This is a genomic window from Bradyrhizobium sp. JYMT SZCCT0180 (assembly GCF_018130165.1).
Classification (GTDB): domain Bacteria; phylum Pseudomonadota; class Alphaproteobacteria; order Rhizobiales; family Xanthobacteraceae; genus Bradyrhizobium.
In genome coordinates, this window is record NZ_JAFCLZ010000004.1 from 41,380 (window position 1) to 59,707 (window position 18,328).

Below are 18,328 nucleotides of genomic sequence, written 5' to 3' on the forward strand. Positions count from 1 at the left end.
GCCATGGACATTCGGGCGACGGACCAGCAATACAACCCCTACCGGATCTTCACCCGCGAGCAGTGGGCGCGATTGCGCGACGACACGCCGATGACGCTGGAGCCGGGCGAATTCGAACGGCTGCGTTCGCTGCACGACCGCCTCGATTTGCAGGAGGTCGAGGACATCTTCCTGCCGCTGTCGCGGTTGCTGTCGATCTATGTCGATGCGACCTTGAGGCTCTACCAGGCGCAGCGCCAGTTCCTCGGCATCCGCGACCGCAAGGTGCCCTATATCATCGGCGTCGCAGGCTCGGTCGCGGTCGGCAAATCCACCACCGCGCGCGTGCTGCAGGCGCTGCTGGCGCGCTGGTCGCCGCGGCCCAAGGTCGAAATGGTGACGACCGACGGTTTTCTGTTTCCGAACGCCGTGCTCGAGCGGCAGGGCCTGATGCAGAAGAAGGGCTTTCCGGAGAGCTACGACCTGCCGATGCTGCTGTCGTTCCTGAGCGACATCAAGGCCGGCCGGCGGCCGGTGCGCGCGCCGGTCTATTCGCATTTGACCTACGACATCGTTCCCAACCAGTGGATCGAGGTCGACCGCCCCGACATCCTGATCGTCGAAGGCGTAAATGTCTTGCAGACCGGCCGGCTGCCGCGCGACGGCAAGGCGGTGCCTGTGGTCTCCGACTTCTTCGACTTCTCGGTTTACATCGACGCCGACGAGGCGGTGCTGCGCCAATGGTATGTGCGGCGCTTCCTCGCGTTGCGCGACACGGCGTTTACCGATCCGCGGTCCTACTTCCATCGTTACGCGCCGCTCTCCGACGAGGAGGCGACGGCAACCGCGCTGGCGATCTGGGAACGTACCAACCTTGCCAATCTCGAAGACAACATTTTGCCGACGCGGCCGCGGGCGACGCTGATCCTCAAGAAGGGCGCCGATCACGTCGTCGAGACTGTCGCGCTGCGGCGGCTGTAGCTAGCTTCGTAGGGTGGGCAAAGGCGCGTTGCGCCGTGCCCACCATTGCGACCTTGCTCTTGATGGTGGGCACGCTTCGCTTTGCCCACCCTACAAACTTATCACGCCGCGATGTGCCGCGAGGCCGCTAGGCCTGCGATGGCCTCCGCCAGTTTCTCGCGATCGAGCGGCTTGATCAGGAAGCCGTCCATCCCGGCTTCGAAGCAGGCATACCGGTCCTCCACCAGCGTGTTGGCGGTCAGTGCCAGGATCGGCGTCCGGCGGCCGGGCAGGCCGGATTCCAGCGTGCGCATCCGCTTGGTGGTTTCGATGCCGTTGAGCTGCGGCATCTGGATATCCATCAGCACCAGATCATAGCCCGCGCCGGCCGATTTGGCCGACAGCCAGGATTCCAGCGCCTCTTCGCCATTGGTGGTGATGACGGCCTGGTGCCCCAGCCGGCTCAGCAAGGAGCGCATCAACAGCGCGTTGATCTCGTTGTCTTCCGCGACCAGGATCGAAAGCCCCTTGCTCGCCGGTGCCGGCGTCGGGGCAGGCTCGTCCAGTCCGGTCATGGCATCGCTGACGACGCTCGGTGCCGAAATCTCGGGCGTTGCCGTCAGGCGCGCCGCGAGCGAAGCGGCGCGGAGCGGCTTGACCAGATAGCCGGTGAAGGGGGATGCCGCGGATGGCTGCAGCTCCTGCCGCGTGGCCGGCGTGAACATCACGATGCGCTGCGTGGCGTGCAGCCGTGCGGCCTCGCCGAACGCCTCGATGGTTTTGGTGCCGAGCGCATGATCGATCAGGATGGCGTGCCAGGGACGCTCCGGCAACAGCGCCTGGGCGACGTCGGCGTCGGAAACCATGCAGGTCTGGCCGCCCCAGCGCTGCAGCCGCCGTGCGGTCAAGGAGGCCTCGATGCTCTGCGGTGACACCAGCATGATCGACTGGCCGGTCAGGTCGGGTGCGGCAAAAATCTTCGGCGAGCCGGAATCGGAGGCCGGCAGCGGGATCGTCACCGCGAACGTCGAACCGGTACCGGGCTTGCTCTCCAGCGTGATGCGGCCGCCCATCCGCTTGACGATGCGGTCGCTGATGCTGAGACCCAATCCCGTGCCGCCATAGCTGCGCGCGATGCGGTCGTCGGCCTGCTCGAATTCGCGGAAGATGCGCTCCTGCGCCTCGGGCGCGATGCCGATGCCGGTGTCGCGCAACACAAAGCTGACTTCACCCGGACGGATGCCGGGCTCGACAATCAATGCGACGCCGCCGGTCGCGGTGAACTTGATCGCGTTGCCGGCAAGATTGAGCAGCACCTGCCGCAGCCGCGCCGCGTCGCCGACCACTTCCATCGGCAGGCGCTCGTCGATATAGGCGGCGATCTCAAGCTTGCGTGCCTGCGCGCGCGGCGCCAGCAATTCGGTGATGCCCTCGATCAGCTCCGGCAGGGCGAAGGCGCGATGTTCGAGGTCGATCTTGCCTGCCTCGATCTTGGAATAGTCCAGCAGCTCCTCGATCAGAGACAGCAGCGCGTCGCCGGAGGTCTTCACCGCCTTGACGTAGGTGGTCTGTTCCGGCGTCAGCGGCGTATCCAGCAGCAGGCCGCTCATGCCGATGATGCCGTTCAGCGGCGTGCGGATCTCGTGACTCGCCATGGCGAGGAAGCGCGACTTGGCGCGGCTGGCGGCATCGGCCTGGTCGCGGGCCTCGGCCAGCGCGCGCTCGCTCTCGGTGCGGTTGGTGACGTCGCGGCCGACGCTCTGCATTTCGGAAGGCCCGCCGGCGTCGTTGCGTACCAGCGCTTCACGCCAGGCGATCCATCGCGGCCCCTCGGGACCCGTGATCTTCTGGTCGTGGATGCGCGTGCCGTTCCATTCCAGCACGCTGTCGCCTTGTTCCAGAACTTCGAGCGTGGCGGTGCTGCCGATCAGGGCTTCGCGCGGCGTTTGCGCCAGTTCGCAATAGGCATCGTTGACGAAGGTGATGCGGCCATCGGTGTCGCGCAGGATGATCAGATCGCCCTGCGATTCGAACAGGCGGCGGGTGCGCTGCTCGGCCTCCTGCAGTTCCCAGTTGCGGTCGGCCATCGCTTCATTGTGCAAGGCGACCTTTTGCATCTTCTTGCGCAGGAAGCGAAACCGGGCGCTCTGGGCGGCCAGCGCGACGCAGGCGATCGCGAACAGGAAACTGATGCCGATCGCAAAGGTGTGCGGATTGTAGCCGGATATTTCCGAGCGGCTTGCGGTAATGAAGCCGTAGGCGCCGCCAAAGGTGGCGGAAAAGACGACGAACGAGCGGAGGGTGAAGCTGACCCAGGGATGCCGGCGGCCGAAGCGGCGAAAGTATAGTTTGATCCGGTAAGTCCGCCCCATCGTCAGTTACCCTGAGATTGTTTACTCGAATTGAGGCGGCTCGATTCGCCCGGTGCGTCCCGAGAGACGATGCGTCGCCGACCTTGAAAAGTGCTTGAGGTTGGTTGCCTTTCGCGGGTGCGATAAAAACAGGGTTGATGAAACGTTAACTCACAGCGAGGCGGCCACGACGCGAGGCTGTGCGCCGCGGGCGCTGACGATGAGGGCGGCGGCGTCGCGCGCCGAAAAACTCTTCGAGCGGACGAAGATGCGGTAATCGGCGGGTCCCTCCGTCGAGAGATAGATGACGGGCTCGGACGGCGACGGCGAGCTGGAAATCGCGACCAGATGCGGCGGCGAATGGCTCTCACAGGCGCCGGGCTCGGTGCTGTCGATGTCGTCGATGACGGTGAAGTCCGCCGCTTCCGCGCTGTCGGAGATCTGGACGCGGACGGTGGCGCGGCCGGGATCATGAGTGAAACTGACGTGACGTTCGGCCTGCCAGGACAGGGCCGCGATCTGGACCGAAGCGCCCGCAATCTCGATGCAGGGGCGCGGACCGGTCGAGAACTCGCCGCGGGCGAACAGGGCGACGACGGCCAGCGGAACCACCGAGGCCAAAACCTTGAGACGCAACATGACACTACCCACTCAGCACAAGCCCGCGACAGGGGGCTTATGGTTGGCAGAGGGTAAAGAAAACTCGTTACTACGGGGTTTATGAGCCGAGATGTCGCTCGCTCCACGTGTCGTCCCGGCGAACGCCGGGATCCATACCGCGGGATCTCTCGATGAGGCTCGGTAGCGGAGACCATTCGCAAAACTTCTCCCTGTGGTTATGGGTCCCCCGATGCGCAATTGCGCATCTGAGATCGCGCTTCGCTTGTCCGGGACGACGGGAATATGTGTTCGCGTTCTCGCGACGCATTGCGCCCGAGCTTTGCCAGAAACTTCCCGCCCTCTTATCGAGAGGGCGCAGGGAATGCCGGATGCGCGCTGCACCCGCGGTCTCGTGTGCGGTTTGCACAGAAAAGTGTGCACACGAGCATACAGGGCAGCGGAGAACATCCGACATTCCCTGCGCAATGGCTTTACGGCTTATGCCGTGATCTCCCCGGAGACGAGTTCTTGGTTGACTCCGTCGCTGCCGTTTCCGCTTGCGCTTCTCCGACAGTTTGACACCAGCAACGGGTGCCAGGACCACACGGTTTTGCCGTACGCTCGATCCACGCCGTCGTCAGACGTGCGCCCAGCGTCCACCGCAACCCGCCCAACGTCCGTGACGACGGCCGACGCCCTTCTGACCAGGACGGGATGGCGATAGATGCGCACTGATTTGGGTCGGCCGACAACAGAAATATTTTTGATTTACAGAAATTTTCTACTTGACGCGATTTCTGAAACTCAGAATTGATTTGCCCGTCGTGTCAATTTGTCGCGACAGGATTAGAAAGCGGCCCGCCGGGACGGCTTACGTGGTGCCAGAGTGACGACTTGGCGACTGCGGGTCCGGCACAGTCCTAAGGCAACAACCGCAGCTGAATTGTTTCGGCTTTCTGTTTCCCGAGTGCAAGAGGTGATCGTTCGGTAAGCGATACCCATCAATGGCTGGCGACGAAGCTGGTGGGTATCGCTGCGCTCCACCCACCCTACGGACCGTTTGCTGAGCCGATTACGCCGCACGCCGCGAATCATCGGCCAATGCGCGATACGACAACGCTTCCGCCAGATGCAGCCGGCCGATCTTTTCCGCGCCGTCGAGATCGGCCAGCGTGCGGGCGACGCGCAGCACGCGGTGATAGCCGCGCGCGGTCAGCTTCATGGTCTCGGCGGCGTCGCGCAGCAGTTTTTGGCCCTGCGCATCCGGCTGCGCGATGGTTTCCAGGAGCGATGCCGGCGCTTCCGCATTGGTGCGGACATGCGGCATGCCGGCCGCGGCGTAGCGCGCGAGCTGAACGTCGCGCGCGGCGGCGACACGGGCGGCGACTTCGGCCGAGCCTTCGCTCGGGGGCGGCAGGATCAGGTCGGCGGCGGTCACCGCCGGCACTTCGATGCGCAGATCGATGCGGTCCATCATCGGGCCGGAGATACGAACCTGATAATCCCCTGTGCAGCGGTCGATCCGCCCGCGCTTGCAGGAATAGCCGGGCTCATAGGCATGGCCGCAGCGGCACGGGTTCATCGCCGCCACCAGCATGAAGCGCGCCGGATAGGTGACGCGGTGATTGGCCCTGGACACCGCGACCTCGCCGTTTTCCAGTGGCTGGCGCAGCGAGTCCAAAACGCGCGGATCGAACTCCGGCAATTCGTCGAGAAACAGCACGCCCTGATGCGCCAGCGAAATCTCGCCGGGTTTTGCCCGCATGCCGCCACCGGTCAGCGCGGCCATGCTCGCCGAATGATGTGGCGCCCGAAACGGCCGCCGCGCCGTCAGCGCGCCGTCGCGAATCTCGCCGGCGACGGAGGCGATCATCGAGACTTCCAACAATTCGGACGGCGACAGCGGCGGCAGGATCGAGGGCAGCCGCGCCGCCAGCATCGATTTGCCGGCGCCGGGCGAGCCGATCATCAGCAAATGGTGTCCGCCGGCCGCCGCGATCTCCAGCGCGCGTTTGGCGCTCTCCTGGCCCTTGATGTCGCGCAGATCGAGCAGCGTTTCCTCGCGCTCGTGCACTTTCGGCTGCGGCCGCGACAATAGCTGCGTGCCTTTAAAGTGGTTGGCGATCTGGATCAGCGATTTTGCGGCGATGATCTGGATATCCGGGCTCGCCCAGGCCGCTTCCGTGCCGCAGGCGGCGGGACAGATCAGCCCTTCGTCGCGCGAATTGGCGCCGATCGCCGCCGGCAGCACCCCCGCGACCGGCGCGATCGATCCATCGAGCCCGAGCTCGCCGAGCACGGTGAAGCCTGCGAGCGCGTCCGGCGGGATCGCGCCGATGGCGGCCATCAGGCCGAGCGCGATCGGCAAATCGTAGTGGCTGCCTTCCTTGGGAACATCAGCGGGAGCGAGGTTGACTGTGATCCGCCGCGCCGGCAGCGCCAGCCCCGAGGCGATCAGCGCCGAGCGCACCCGCTCGCGCGCCTCGGAAACCGCCTTGTCCGGCAGCCCGACGATCGCGAATGCCGGCAGCCCGGGCGCGACCTGCACCTGCACATCGACCGCGCGGGCCTCGATCCCCTCAAAGGCTACGGTAGAAACCCGCTGAACCATGCCGACCCCATGCTTCTACCGAGGGTAGCGGAACAGGAAGGTGAGTGCAAGAACATTACGGGAACATGGGGATTCCGGCCAGGAAGCCAGTTCATCGTGCGATGGGCAGCGTTTTGATCAGGCCGTCTACTTCCATCTGGTGCGTCAGATAATAAAGCCGGGCTATCTCTTTCTTCGAGAGGGTGACCATCGCCTGATAGTCACCGCCAAGCCGGACGTTGGTGTGGCAATTCACCGTTATGCGCTCGACGACCCCACCGTCGCCGGAGAGAACGATGAGCGGCTCTTCCTTTGAAAAGTCCGTGCCAGGCGGACCTGCCGTCGTTTTGGTCAGGTCGAATGAAGCGATGCTCAGGCGGCCATGCTTCCGGGCCCAACCCTCAAACTGAATATCCATCGGAGCCTCCGACTGGGAATCTAGCGCATCATACTCGTTCTTAAAATATATAGTGATTACTTATTTATTTTAAGGAGGCGAAGTACGGTACTATAACACCAAATTCGGAGGTTTCGAGCCTTAGTTCAGCTTACTCGCCGCAACGACCGCCACGTTCGCCGCCGGCTGCTCCAGCATCTTCAGCGCGGCATCGAGGCCGTTGCGCAAATTGACGGCGGCGTTCTGGCTGCAGCGCAGGCGGCCTGAGGAGATGAATTTTACTTCGGTCGAACCGTCAGTCTTGGGAATGAGAATGCGGGTGGCGAGTTCGATCTCGACCGAGCCGTTCATGGTGCCGTAGGCCCCGACGATGTCGAAATAGACCAGCGGGGCGGCGGCGCCGGTGTCTTCATAGACAAGGTCGCCCGGCTTGGGGTTCGGTTGGTCGGTCATCGTGACTCTCCTTGGGGCTCTCCCCGCATCGCGGTAAGAGGCGGTTCGCTGATCCCCCCTTACGCTATTCGACCGCGGCCGTCCCGACGATCGTCGGTGCAGCCTTTCCAGCGCCAGCACAGGGACGAGCGCGCGATATAGCATCAATTCCAGCCCGGCAGCCGACCGCGCGGCGGCTTGGCATGAGGAAGGCAGCGCGGCTGAAGGTCGACGCAAAGCGCTCACCGAAAAGACGGCCGTGGTCCCGAAGGTGACGGCGGGCCGAGCGTCGCTGGCCCGCCGTCACTTCTGCGGCGATGCGCCGGTATCCGGCCTCCCCTCAGAAGATGTTGGTGGCCGAGAAGTCGCCGGTCGAGTTCAGACCGGGCAGCTCGATGCTGGTGTCGATCGTGCCATTGCCATCGAGGTCGGCGAACAGGTAGCCGTCCGTTCCGTTGGTGCCGAACACGAACCAGAGGCTGCTGTCGTCGTTGAAGTCTTCCTGGGCCAGTTGCTTCATCTCGTTGAAATTGGCCTCGTCGCTGCCGAGGTCGTCGCCAGTCCACAGGAATTCATGATAGTTGGATTGGGAGCCGCGGGGCGAACTGGTCTGGAAGAGAATCGAGTCCTCGTTCGTATTGAAGTCGGTGATGACGTCGGCTTGGTCGTAGCTGGGACCGCTATGGCCCCTGTAGAACTCGAAGGTGTCTTGTCCGGAACCGCCGCTCAACGTGTCCCAGCCGGTGCCGCCCCTGATCCAGTCGTCGCCGCGGCCGCCATAGATTTCGTCATGGCCGCCGTTTCCGTAAAGAGTATCAGCGCCGCCATAGCCGCGGATGACGTCGTCACCGCTGCCGCCGCGCAACGTATCGGAGACGAAATCGTCGAGGCCGTAGCGCGTGCGCCAGGTATAAGTGCCATAAAGGTTAGACATTCAATTCTCCTGTTCTGAGTGAGCGGAAACGGGAGCGTTGTATGTCCCTCCGCGATGGGCCATCCCATCGGGAACAGACGATGCCGCATTGTCGGCGCGCGCGCCGTGATCGCCGTCACGGACGAACAGATGGAGAGGACGCGGATTCGCTTGTCGCGATTCCCCGTTGTCGCCAACGAGGCGCGATCAGGATGCACAATCAGGGCAAGGCGTGCGGCTGCGAATCGTTCTCGCAAATCCGGATGGATGAGGGGCGCGCCGAAGCGCGCCCCCGAACGCTTCTCCGGCTCAGAGGTTCATCACCATCGCCGACGGATAGTAATGGAAACCTTCGCTGGTCTTGCCGATGTGACCAAAGCCGGGCCAGGCGAAGTGATAGGACATGACCGGGGTCTTGTTGGCCGCGATCATGTCGAGCAGTTTAACGCGTGTGTCCGCCGCCTGCTTCGGATCCGAGTCGTAGGAGAATTGCATCCGCGGTTTTTCCAGAAGCAGTATCGGGTGGTGGGTGAGGTCACCGAGGAAGGCAAAGGATTTGCCTTTCGAATTCACCATGAAGATGGTGTGTCCCACCGTGTGGCCGGGCGCCGCGATCGCGGTCACGCCGGGCAGGAATTCCTGGTTGTCCTTGATGAAGACGATGCGATCGCGCACCGGCATCAAATTCTTGCGGGCATGAATCACAAAATCCTTCAGCGGACTGCCGAGCTTGCCTTCATCGGTCCAGAAATCGAAATCGCTCTGGGTGATGTAGACCTGCGCGTTGGGGAATAGCGGCTTGTCGTCGGCGCCGACGAGGCCGCCGATGTGGTCGATATGGGCGTGCGAGCACACCACGGCGTCGATATCGCCGGGCTTGATGCCGGCTTCCGCCATGCTCTTCTGCTGGCGGCCGGTGGTCGGGCCGAACGCTTTCGAAGTGCCCATGCCGGTATCGAACAGGATCAGCTTGTCGCCGGTGTTGACGATCGGCGAGTTCTGCTCGAGCACGACATTTTCGGGGTCGAGGAAGTTCTCGGTCAGCATCTTCTTCACTTCGTCGTCGGACACGCCGACGAAGGTGCCCTTTGGCGGGCCGAGCGGCAGCGGGCCGTCGGAGACCACGGTTACCTCGGCGTCACCGAGAACGAAGCGGTGCCAGTAGGGCGTCTGCGTGCCGAGCTTGGGTGCTTTCGCTAGCGCGCTGCCCCCGAGCATGGTCGAGGCGCCGAGCCCCGCACCGAGAGCAAGCAGGGACCGTCGCGATACGTCCATCGTCATGGGTCTTCCTCCACTTTTTATGGAATTTGGCGTTGCCGCCCGGACAGATTCATCCGCGGTTACAGGCTGCTCCCGCGCCCTGAAATTGGCAAGTAGGATTAGACGCCTAACAGGCGTGCAGACGAGATGTGCAGGCGGACAACCGCGCGAAGAAAATTACTTCTGGGATCGCTTCGCCTCAATGGTGTCCCAAACCTTTGCAGCGACGTCAGGCCCGTTGAGCCGTGCAATGGCGCGAATGCCGGTCGGGCAGGTCACGTTGATCTCGGTCAGGTTGCCATCGATCACGTCGATGCCGACGAACAGCAGGCCGCGCTCGCGCAGCGCCGGGCCGAGCGTGGCGCAGATTTCGCGCTCGCGCGGGGTAAGGTCGGTGGCCTCAGCGGCGCCGCCGCGCACCATGTTGGAGCGCAGATCGTCGGCGGCCGGCACGCGGTTGACGGCGCCGGAGAATTCGCCGTCGACCAGGATGATGCGCTTGTCGCCGTGCTTGACCTCGGGGAGGAAGCGCTGGATCACCCAGGGCTCGCGGAAGGTGACGGAAAACATGTCGAACAGCGAGCCGAAATTCATGTCCTGCGGCATCACGCGAAACACCGCCGCGCCGCCATGGCCGTGCAGCGGCTTCATGACCACCGCGCCATGCTCGTCGCGGAACGAATTGATTTCGTCGAGGTCGCGCGAGATCAGCGTCGGCGGCATCAGCTGCGGAAAGTTCAGCACGAACATCTTTTCCGGCGCGTTGCGCACGCTGGCGGGATCGTTGACGACCAGCGTCTTGGGATGGATTCGTTCCAGGAGATGCGTCGAGGTGATGTAGGCGATATCGAACGGCGGCTCCTGCCGCAGCAGGATGACGTCGAAGCCGTTCAGCGCCGTGCGCTTGGGATCACCGAGGGTGAAATGGTTGCCGGGCTCGTCGCGCACGGTCACCAGCTGCACCGGCGCCACCAGTTCCTCGCCGCGCAGCGAGAGCTGGTCCGGCGTGAAATAGAACAGTCCATGGCCGCGCTTCTGCGCTTCCAGCATCAGGGCAAAGGTCGAATCGCCGCGGATGTTGATACGCGCGATGGGGTCCATCTGGACGGCGACATTCAATTTCATGGGACGATCCGGGTCTCTGGAGGGGTCTATTTATACTTATACGCTGGCGTCGAATGCCGCTAACAGATGGCGTGGCAAACGCCGCGGCGCAATCAGGATGGCGTCGAATCGCAGCTCGAATTCGGCATGTTCGGGATGCGCCATCAGCCAGGCCTGCGCGGCATCGATGATGCGGGCCTGCTGGCGCGGCGTCACCGCATAGGCGGCGTCGTCGAGCCGGGCTCGCGCCTTGACCTCGATGAAGGCGATCAGATTGCGCTTTTTGACGACGAGATCGATCTCGCCATAGGGGGTTTTGAAACGCTTGGCGAGAATGCGGTAGCCCTTGGCCATCAGGAACGCGGCGGCGCGGGTCTCGGCCGAAAGCCCGGTCTGGAACGCCGCGACCCGCTCGGGCGCGGCGAGTTTTGTGGAAGGGTCGGGCGGCGTGGCGCCGTCAGTCTTCGCCATCGTCCTCTCCATCCCGAATTTCTTTCGCAAGCTCGAGCGCGCGGGCATAGACCTCGCGGCGCGGCCGGCCGGACAATTCAACGGCATGGGCGACCGCATCCTTGACGCTGTCCTGCCCAAGCGATGACCGCAGCAGGTCGTCGAGATCAGCCTCGGTCATGACAAGCGCATCCGCCCGGGGCGGGCCGACGACCAGCACGAACTCGCCGCGGGTTTCCAGCGTATCGGCGAGCTTCGCCAGTTCGGCGACCGGCGCGCGCAAAATTTCCTCATGCAGTTTTGTCAGTTCGCGGCAGATCGCGGCATCCCGCTCGGCCATGATCCCGGCAAGATCGCCCAGCGTGTCGGCGATACGGTTGCCGGATTCGAACATCACAAGCGTGGCATCGATCCGCGCAAGCTCTGCCAGCCGCGTGCGGCGGGCCTGCTGCTTGGCGGGCAAAAATCCCTCGAAGAAAAACCGGTCGGTGGGCAGTGCTGCCACCGAGAGCGCCGTCAGCACCGAGGAGGCGCCCGGCACCGCGATCACGGTATGGCCGGCGGCGCATACCTCGCGCACCAGCTTGAAGCCGGGATCTGATATCAAGGGCGTGCCGGCGTCCGAGACCAGCGCGATCGAGGCGCCCTGCGCCAGCTTTTCCAGGATCTTTGGCCGCGCCATCGCGGCGTTGTGCTCGTGATATTGCTTGAGCAAGCCTGAGATCGCGTAGCGCTCGGTCAGCCGGCGGGTGATGCGGGTGTCTTCGCAGGCGATGATGTCGACGCCGGCCAGGGTTTCAAGCGCACGCAACGTGATGTCGCCGAGGTGGCCGATCGGGGTGGCTACCAGATAGAGCCCGGGAACCGGCTTTGGGGCGGTCAGGACGTGGCCGCCAATCGAAAATGTCCTGATCACGGAACCCGGTTCGGCTTCAGACCCGTAGTTGGAGCTGGTTTTTGCGCGCATCATACCAATCTAGAGCGTTTTCGAGCGAAGTGGATACCGGTTCGCGTGAAGAAAACGCGTCAATACAAAGACCGGGTGTTCCGGTTCTGATAAGATCAGAACCGGAACACAGTGGGAGTAGCGCCAGCGCCACAGCGCGGTGGCAACGTTGGTGCTACGCATGACGGGAAGGGGGCAGGTATCCGCAACCGGCGACGGGGCCGCGGGACCATAATCCTTTTGTTTTGGTTAACTATTCGCCGACAATATGCCTGAATCCGCCCGCCTTTATTCCGGAGGTTGGAGCCTTAAGGTTCAGGTCCTTTGGGTTTAAGTCCTTGAGGTTCAAGGACTGGCCGATCAAGGTCGGTCAAGAGAAGAGATAAGATGGTGGGCCCGCTCATTCGCAAACCTCAGCCGTCAGGGGCAACCCGGCGGACGGCGGTCGGCCTTATTCTCGGCGCGCCGCTGCTTGGCGCCTGCTCCAGCGTGCAGCAGAGCTTTGGCCAGTTTTCCAACCCGTTCTCCTCGCCGCAACCCGAGGCCGGGCCCGCAGGGCCGCAGCAGCAACCGCTCGCGGTCGGCACCGGGCAGGTCAAGGTCGGCCTGATCCTGCCGCTCTCGGCCGCCGGCAATGCCGGTGTCGCCGCGCAGTCGATGAAGAACGCCGCCGAATTGGCGCTGGCCGAGTTCCAGAATCCCAACATCCAGCTTCTGATCAAGGACGACGGCGGCAGCCCGCAAGGCGCCAGCCAGGCCACCCAGCAGGCGCTCGGTGAAGGCGCGGAGATCATCCTCGGCCCACTGTTTGCGCAGTCGGTTCCCGCGGTCGCGCAGCAGACGCGCGCGAAGGGCGTGTCCGTGATTGCGTTCTCGACCGATTCCAGCGTGGCCGGACGCGGCGTCTATCTGCTCAGCTTCCTGCCGGAATCCGACGTCAACCGCATCGTCGATTACTCAGCCGGCATCGGCAAGAAATCCTTTGCGGCGCTGCTGCCCGACAACGCCTATGGCAATGTCGTGGAGGCCGCCTTCAAGCAGGCGGCGGCGCGCAAGGGCCGCATCGTCGCGTTCGAAAAATATGGCGCCGACCGCTCGGCCGCCGTGCGTACCGTCTCGCAGTCGCTCGGCCAGGCCGATGCGCTGTTCATGGCCGATGACGGCGATTCGGTGGTGGCGACGGCCGATGCGCTCACCGCGGCGGGCGTGAATTTGCGCAACATCCAGTTGCTCGGCACCGGCCTGTGGGACAATCCGCGGGTGTTCGCGAGCCCGGCGCTGCAGGGCGGTCTCTACGCGGCACCTGATCCGTCGGGTTTTCGAAGTTTCGCCGGCCGCTACCGCACCAAATATGGCGGCGAGCCGGTGCGCACCGCGACGCTGGCCTATGACGCCGTTGCGCTGGTCGCCGCCTTGTCGCGCACACAAGGTCCGCAACGTTTCGCGCCGGAAACGCTGACCAATCCGTCGGGCTTTGCCGGCATCGACGGGCTGTTCCGGTTCCGCTCCGACGGCAGCAACGAACGCGGGCTTGCGGTCATGAAGGTGGCGCAAGGCGGCGGCACGCCGGTTGCGGGCTCGCCGAAGAGTTTTGGGGCTTAATTAGCCGCTTTCGCGTTCGCGAATTCCGCCTCGTAACGGCGCCGGTTGCTCCAATAGATGTTGGCGAACAGCGCCGCTTCCTGGCGGTAGGGGATGTGGTCGTCGGCATCCTGACTGGCCTGCGCCTCGATCCATGCCGCATGATGTGCGATCGCGCCCGAGCGATCACCGCGCAACGCCCTGATCTGGAATTCGAACATGTGGCTCTCGATCTCCAGATAGCGATCGTACCAGCAGGTCGACCATTGACGGTTCTGCAGCGCGAAGCGGCGGATCCAGCGCTCCGTCAAATCCATCTCGTGTTCGGGTTTTGAAAACATCACGTCGCGCCGCGCTTCCTGCAGCGTTTCGATCGCAACGGGTTTGTTCCTGGCCCACAGCGTCTGCATCGCAGGATCGGACAAATAGCGGTCCGCATAGATCGGATGCGCAAAGGCCTGGTCGCGCAAATGCGGCAGTTCGAAATAGACGCGGATTTCCGAACAGACGCTGGCCTTCAGTTCATTGTCTTCCATCTTGCGGTGGAAGGCATCGAAACCGATGCCGGGAAAGTAGGGCATGAACGCCGCGTGGAACATCTCATGCAATCGGTAGAGGTCCTCGATCGCGGGATTGTCGTAAGTGCGGTTCATTGTGACGCCCCACCAGGAGCAGAAATGCGCGCGTTCCAATCGGTCGTCGGTGGAGTCGCAGAACAGCCGCGGCAGACTCGCGAACTGCTCGACGATGTCGTGGATGAATCCGCCATCAGTGTGGGAAGCACGGATCGGCGCGCTGCGCCACAGACCGTGAACGTGGCGGTGAATCTCTTTTACATCCGTCAGGACGACCAGGTTTTTCACGACGCGCCTCCAGGGGCGGCGATGGGCCCGGCGGTGCCGATCATTTCGGCCATCGTTGGCGTCAGGCACAGCCGCAAACGTGCATCGGGATCTCCGGCCGGGCGACGCAGGAAATCCGCAAGCGCGCGGTCGGTGGTGGCGTTTGCTTCTGCTTGGGCGAGCACGGTGACGTCGCAGGGTAGGAGCGTCAGCCCGAGGCGTTGGCCGACTTGAATGGCCGCTTCGCGCTGAACGGTTTTGTAGCGGCGCGGCAGCTCGAACACGTCGTGACGTTCCAGCAAGGTCAAGCCGAGCTGCAGCGAGGTGAGATTCTTGAACCATTGATTGCCGAACAGGCTCGGCATGGCGTGACGGCAGATCACGCCACCGATGCGGTCGTAATAGACCCCGAACGGTTTTGACAGGCTGAAGGCCAGCGCCTGCACCGCCGGACTGTCGGCGGCAATTTTTGCGGTAGGCGGTTCGGCAATCGAGCCGACATAGGTGACGTCGAGCAGCACACGGGGTTTTTCGGCGGCGGCGAGCAGCGCCAGAAAATCATTGGCGTGCGGCCAGACATTGCCGTCGATCGCCGACGGCTGGCTCAGGCAGAACAGGGCATCTGTGGGCAGCGTGCGGCCGATCGCCTGCCATTGGCTACGCGGATGCTCGATCACGGCGATCCCGCAGGCTTCGGCATAGGCCTTGTAGCCCTCATACTCGCCGGCGAAGACGTGCACCTCGGGATTGAATTTTTCGACGCGGGCGCGATTGCCGTAGGCGGTGATGACGTGAAACAGCGCCTCGCTGCCGCCGGCGGTCGGATAGCGCCAGGGAAAACCGGCCGCATCGATCGCGACCACGGGCGCCGCCCAACTCATCCAGCGTTCGATGAAGGCTTCATGCGAGGCGAACTGCTTGCCGGTCCAGGCGTCGCGGAATTGTTCGAGATGATGACGCCGCGCAGCGTCGGGGCCGGCGACGGCATTGCCGAAAATGAGATTCTTGGCGGCCTCGGTCTCTGATGTGACCAGCGCATAAACCGTCTTGCTCGCGCCGGCGCTCTTAACGCGGCGGTCGAGCTCGGGATCATGGATCGGCGGGGTGATGGTCCGGTCGTTCACGATCGTCATGCAAATGGCGGTTGGGGTAAATCTTTCAGCGCAATGTACCACAGCGGGGCGGGCGCCGCCCAAATCCCTGTGCATTGCCTTATCAAACCGTTACGCGGCGAGCTCTCTCCACACGTCGTCCCGGCCTTGAGCTCAGATGTGCAATTGCACATCGGGGGACCCATACTCCGCGGCCGTTGTTGTTAGAGAAAGCCGTCTGCGACGCGAGAGAATTTACGCCGCGAGATCCGCGACAACCGCATCAAGCACCGGAAAACCGGCCTGCGTCACCCGCAGCCTTCCATCGGTGTCGACGATGATCGCGCCTTCTTCGCGCAGCACGGCGATCCGGCCGGGATCGAGGGTGCGGCCCGACAGCGCGGCGTAGCGCTTGGGGTCGATGCCTTCCGCAAGCCGCAACCCCATCAGCAAAAATTCGTCGGCGCGTTCTTCCGAGTTGAGGACATCGTCGGTAATAAAACCGTGACCGTTGGTCTCGACCCGCATCAGCCAGGCCTCGGGACGTTTTTCGGTCGCGATCGCGTGTCTTTCGCCATCGATGTCGAGGCGGCCATGCGCGCCTGGGCCGATGCCGGCATATTCCTCGCCGCGCCAATAGACGAGATTGTGTTTGCACTCCGCGCCCGGCCGCGCGTGGTTGGAAATCTCGTAGGAAGGAAGACCCTGCGCGGCGCAAACATCCTGCGTCACGTCATAGAGCGCACGGGCAACGGCCTCATCCGGCGTCTTCAATTTTCCTGCGGCGTGCAGTCCGAAGAACGGTGTGCCTTCCTCGATCGTGAGCTGATAGAGCGACAGATGTTCAGCGGCTTCCGAAATCGCCAGCTTCAGTTCGTCGGCCCACATCTGCGGCGTCTGGTCGGGGCGGGCGTAGATCAGGTCGAACGAGTAACGGTCGAAGGATTGCCGCGCGATCGCCACCGCATCCAGCGCCTCGCGCGCGCTGTGCAGGCGGCCCAATGCTTTCAATGACGCATCGTCCAGCGCCTGCACGCCGAGCGACACCCGGTTGACGCCGGCCGCGCGATAGCCGCGAAACCGCGTCGCCTCGACGCTGGTGGGGTTGGCCTCCAGCGTCACTTCGACATCACCAGCGACGCGCCAGTGCTTGCCGATTGCATCCAGGATCGCGCCCACGGTCTGCGGCTGCATCAGCGACGGCGTGCCGCCGCCAAGGAAGATCGAGGTCACCTCGCGTCCCGGCGCGCGCTCGGCGGATGTTTCGATCTCGCGCGCAAAGGCACTGACGAACCGCGCCTCGTCGATCGGGGCGTGGCGGACATGGCTGTTGAAATCGCAATACGGGCATTTCGACAGGCAGAATGGCCAGTGCACATAAACGCCGAAAGCCGCTTTGCCGGTCTTGAGGATCTCGGGGCGCTCGAAGCTAGCCAAGGCAGATCTCCGCCAGTTTGACGAAGGCGCGGGCGCGATGCGACAGGCCGAGCCCCAGCGGCGGCAGGCCGTGCTTCTCGATGCTGGCCATCTCGCCAAAGGTGCGGCCGTGTCCATCGGGCAGGAACGAGGGATCGTAACCGAAACCCTCGGTGCCGCGCGGTGGCCACACCAGGGTTCCATCGACCCGCGCCTCGACCTCTTCGACGTGGCCGTCGGGCCAGGCGACGCACAGCGCGGACACGAAATGCGCCTTGCGTCTGTCTGGCGTTTTGGCGCCGCGCTCCTGCAACAGGCGTTCGACCCGCGTCATCGCCGCCAGAAAATCCGCAGGTTTGCCGGCCCAGCGCGCCGAATAGATTCCGGGTGCGCCGTCCAGCGCATCTACCACGAGGCCGGAATCATCGGCGAAGGCCGGAAGCTGCGCGGCTTTCGCGGCCGCGATCGCCTTGATCGCGGCATTAGCCCGAAACGTCTCGCCGGTCTCCTCGGGCTCATCGAGGCCGAGTTCGCCCGCGGAGATCGCCTCGACGCCATGCGGCGCCAGCAATTCGCGCATCTCGGCAAGCTTGCCGGGATTGTGGGTCGCGATCACGAGGCGGCCTGTGATTCGACGGTGCATGATCAATCAGACTACGCGACGGCCATCTTTTGCAAGTCCACCAGACGCGCGACGCCCTTGCGCGCCAGCGCCATCAGCGCCAGGAACTCGTCCTGCGAGAACGGCGTTTTCTCCGCGGTGCCCTGCACCTCGATGATGCGGCCGTCGCCGGTCATGACGAAATTGGCGTCGGTATCGGCCTCGGAATCCTCGGCGTAATCAAGGTCCAGCACCGGTGTTCCCTGATAGATGCCGCAGGAGATCGCCGCGACATTGTCGCGGAGCACATTGGCTTTCAACATGTTGCGGTTCTTCATCCACGAGATGCAGTCGGCCAGCGCCACCCAGGCGCCTGTTATCGAGGCAGTGCGGGTGCCGCCATCGGCCTGGATCACGTCGCAATCGACCGTGATCTGCCGCTCGCCAAGCGCTTCGAGGTCGACCGCCGCACGCAAGGAGCGCCCGATCAGGCGCTGGATTTCGACGGTGCGGCCGCCCTGCTTGCCGGCCGCGGCCTCGCGGCGGGTGCGTTCCAGGGTGGCGCGGGGCAGCATGCCGTATTCAGCGGTGACCCAGCCGCGGCCCTGACCCTTGAGCCATGGCGGCAGGCGCTCTTCCAGCGTGGCCGTGACCAGCACATGGGTATCGCCGAATTTCACCATGCAGGAACCTTCGGCGTATTTGACGACGCCGCGTTCCAGCGACACGGGGCGCAGCTCATCGGGCGCACGGCGGCTTGGCCGCATGGGAAATCCTCCGAAAAATCAAGCAAAAGCGGTTCGCGGTGCTTGTAG

17 protein-coding genes are annotated in these 18,328 nt (G+C 63.8%); 2 read left to right on the forward strand and 15 right to left on the reverse strand.

The genetic code is table 11. The features are described 5' to 3' along the window. The first annotated feature begins 3 nt into the window (after positions 1–3). Complete coding sequence (gene coaA, locus JQ641_RS07120; RefSeq protein WP_192736144.1) at positions 4–960, forward strand: type I pantothenate kinase; 957 nt, start codon at positions 4–6, stop codon at positions 958–960. A gap of 101 nt (positions 961–1,061) precedes the next feature. Here coaA and JQ641_RS07125 read toward each other — a convergent pair whose 3' ends face one another. From JQ641_RS07125 to rsmI, 10 genes are all read right to left on the reverse strand, one after another. Next, positions 1,062–3,311 carry a PAS domain-containing hybrid sensor histidine kinase/response regulator gene (locus JQ641_RS07125; RefSeq protein WP_211995307.1) on the reverse strand — a complete coding sequence of 750 codons (2,250 nt, stop codon included), beginning with the start codon at positions 3,309–3,311 and terminating at the stop codon, positions 1,062–1,064. Between the two features lie 150 nt (positions 3,312–3,461). Then, positions 3,462–3,929: a hypothetical protein gene (locus tag JQ641_RS07130; RefSeq protein WP_211995308.1), complete on the reverse strand. Its 468-nt coding sequence runs from the start codon at positions 3,927–3,929 to the stop codon at positions 3,462–3,464. A 1,033-nt stretch (positions 3,930–4,962) separates the two neighbouring features. Continuing rightward, a complete protein-coding gene (locus JQ641_RS07135) occupies positions 4,963–6,501 on the reverse strand; it encodes a YifB family Mg chelatase-like AAA ATPase (RefSeq protein ID WP_211995309.1) in 1,539 nt (512 codons plus the stop codon). 91 nt (positions 6,502–6,592) lie between these two features. Next, complete coding sequence (locus tag JQ641_RS07140) at positions 6,593–6,898, reverse strand: hypothetical protein (RefSeq protein WP_211995310.1); 306 nt, start codon at positions 6,896–6,898, stop codon at positions 6,593–6,595. Between the two features lie 120 nt (positions 6,899–7,018). After that, positions 7,019–7,330 carry a hypothetical protein gene (locus tag JQ641_RS07145; RefSeq protein ID WP_192736149.1) on the reverse strand — a complete coding sequence of 104 codons (312 nt, stop codon included), beginning with the start codon at positions 7,328–7,330 and terminating at the stop codon, positions 7,019–7,021. 319 nt (positions 7,331–7,649) lie between these two features. Beyond that, on the reverse strand, positions 7,650–8,243 hold the full coding sequence (locus JQ641_RS07150) for a calcium-binding protein (protein ID WP_211995311.1): 594 nt from the start codon (positions 8,241–8,243) through the stop codon (positions 7,650–7,652). 288 nt (positions 8,244–8,531) lie between these two features. Continuing rightward, on the reverse strand, positions 8,532–9,503 hold the full coding sequence (locus JQ641_RS07155) for an MBL fold metallo-hydrolase (protein ID WP_211995312.1): 972 nt from the start codon (positions 9,501–9,503) through the stop codon (positions 8,532–8,534). Positions 9,504–9,659: 156 nt separating this feature from the next. Next, positions 9,660–10,607 carry a glutathione synthase gene (gshB, locus tag JQ641_RS07160; RefSeq protein ID WP_211995313.1) on the reverse strand — a complete coding sequence of 316 codons (948 nt, stop codon included), beginning with the start codon at positions 10,605–10,607 and terminating at the stop codon, positions 9,660–9,662. 36 nt (positions 10,608–10,643) lie between these two features. Next, a complete protein-coding gene (locus tag JQ641_RS07165) occupies positions 10,644–11,057 on the reverse strand; it encodes a YraN family protein (RefSeq protein WP_211995314.1) in 414 nt (137 codons plus the stop codon). Beyond that, positions 11,044–12,003 carry a 16S rRNA (cytidine(1402)-2'-O)-methyltransferase gene (gene rsmI / locus JQ641_RS07170; RefSeq protein WP_211995315.1) on the reverse strand — a complete coding sequence of 320 codons (960 nt, stop codon included), beginning with the start codon at positions 12,001–12,003 and terminating at the stop codon, positions 11,044–11,046. Before rsmI ends, JQ641_RS07165 begins: the two co-directional genes overlap by 14 nt. 366 nt (positions 12,004–12,369) lie before the next feature. Between rsmI and JQ641_RS07175 the strand changes: the two genes are divergently transcribed. Next, a complete protein-coding gene (locus JQ641_RS07175; RefSeq protein WP_211995316.1) occupies positions 12,370–13,584 on the forward strand; it encodes a penicillin-binding protein activator in 1,215 nt (404 codons plus the stop codon). Here the strand turns inward: JQ641_RS07175 and JQ641_RS07180 are convergent. The 5 genes from JQ641_RS07180 to rph all read right to left on the reverse strand — a co-directional run bounded on the left by JQ641_RS07180 (position 13,581) and on the right by rph (position 18,280). Next, positions 13,581–14,426: a hypothetical protein gene (locus JQ641_RS07180; protein ID WP_211995317.1), complete on the reverse strand. Its 846-nt coding sequence runs from the start codon at positions 14,424–14,426 to the stop codon at positions 13,581–13,583. The genes JQ641_RS07175 and JQ641_RS07180 overlap by 4 nt on opposite strands. Continuing rightward, a complete protein-coding gene (locus JQ641_RS07185) occupies positions 14,423–15,538 on the reverse strand; it encodes an aminotransferase class I/II-fold pyridoxal phosphate-dependent enzyme (RefSeq protein ID WP_211995318.1) in 1,116 nt (371 codons plus the stop codon). The genes JQ641_RS07180 and JQ641_RS07185 overlap by 4 nt, the downstream gene beginning before the upstream one ends. 213 nt (positions 15,539–15,751) lie before the next feature. Continuing rightward, positions 15,752–16,933, reverse strand: coding sequence for a radical SAM family heme chaperone HemW (gene hemW / locus JQ641_RS07190; RefSeq protein WP_249150256.1), 1,182 nt, complete (start codon positions 16,931–16,933; stop codon positions 15,752–15,754). Continuing rightward, a complete protein-coding gene (rdgB, locus tag JQ641_RS07195) occupies positions 16,926–17,555 on the reverse strand; it encodes an RdgB/HAM1 family non-canonical purine NTP pyrophosphatase (RefSeq protein WP_211995319.1) in 630 nt (209 codons plus the stop codon). The genes hemW and rdgB overlap by 8 nt, the downstream gene beginning before the upstream one ends. An 11-nt stretch (positions 17,556–17,566) precedes the next feature. Next, entirely contained in the window at positions 17,567–18,280 is a 714-nt protein-coding gene (gene rph, locus JQ641_RS07200) for a ribonuclease PH (RefSeq protein ID WP_192736159.1), read from the reverse strand. Positions 18,281–18,328 lie beyond the last annotated feature (48 nt).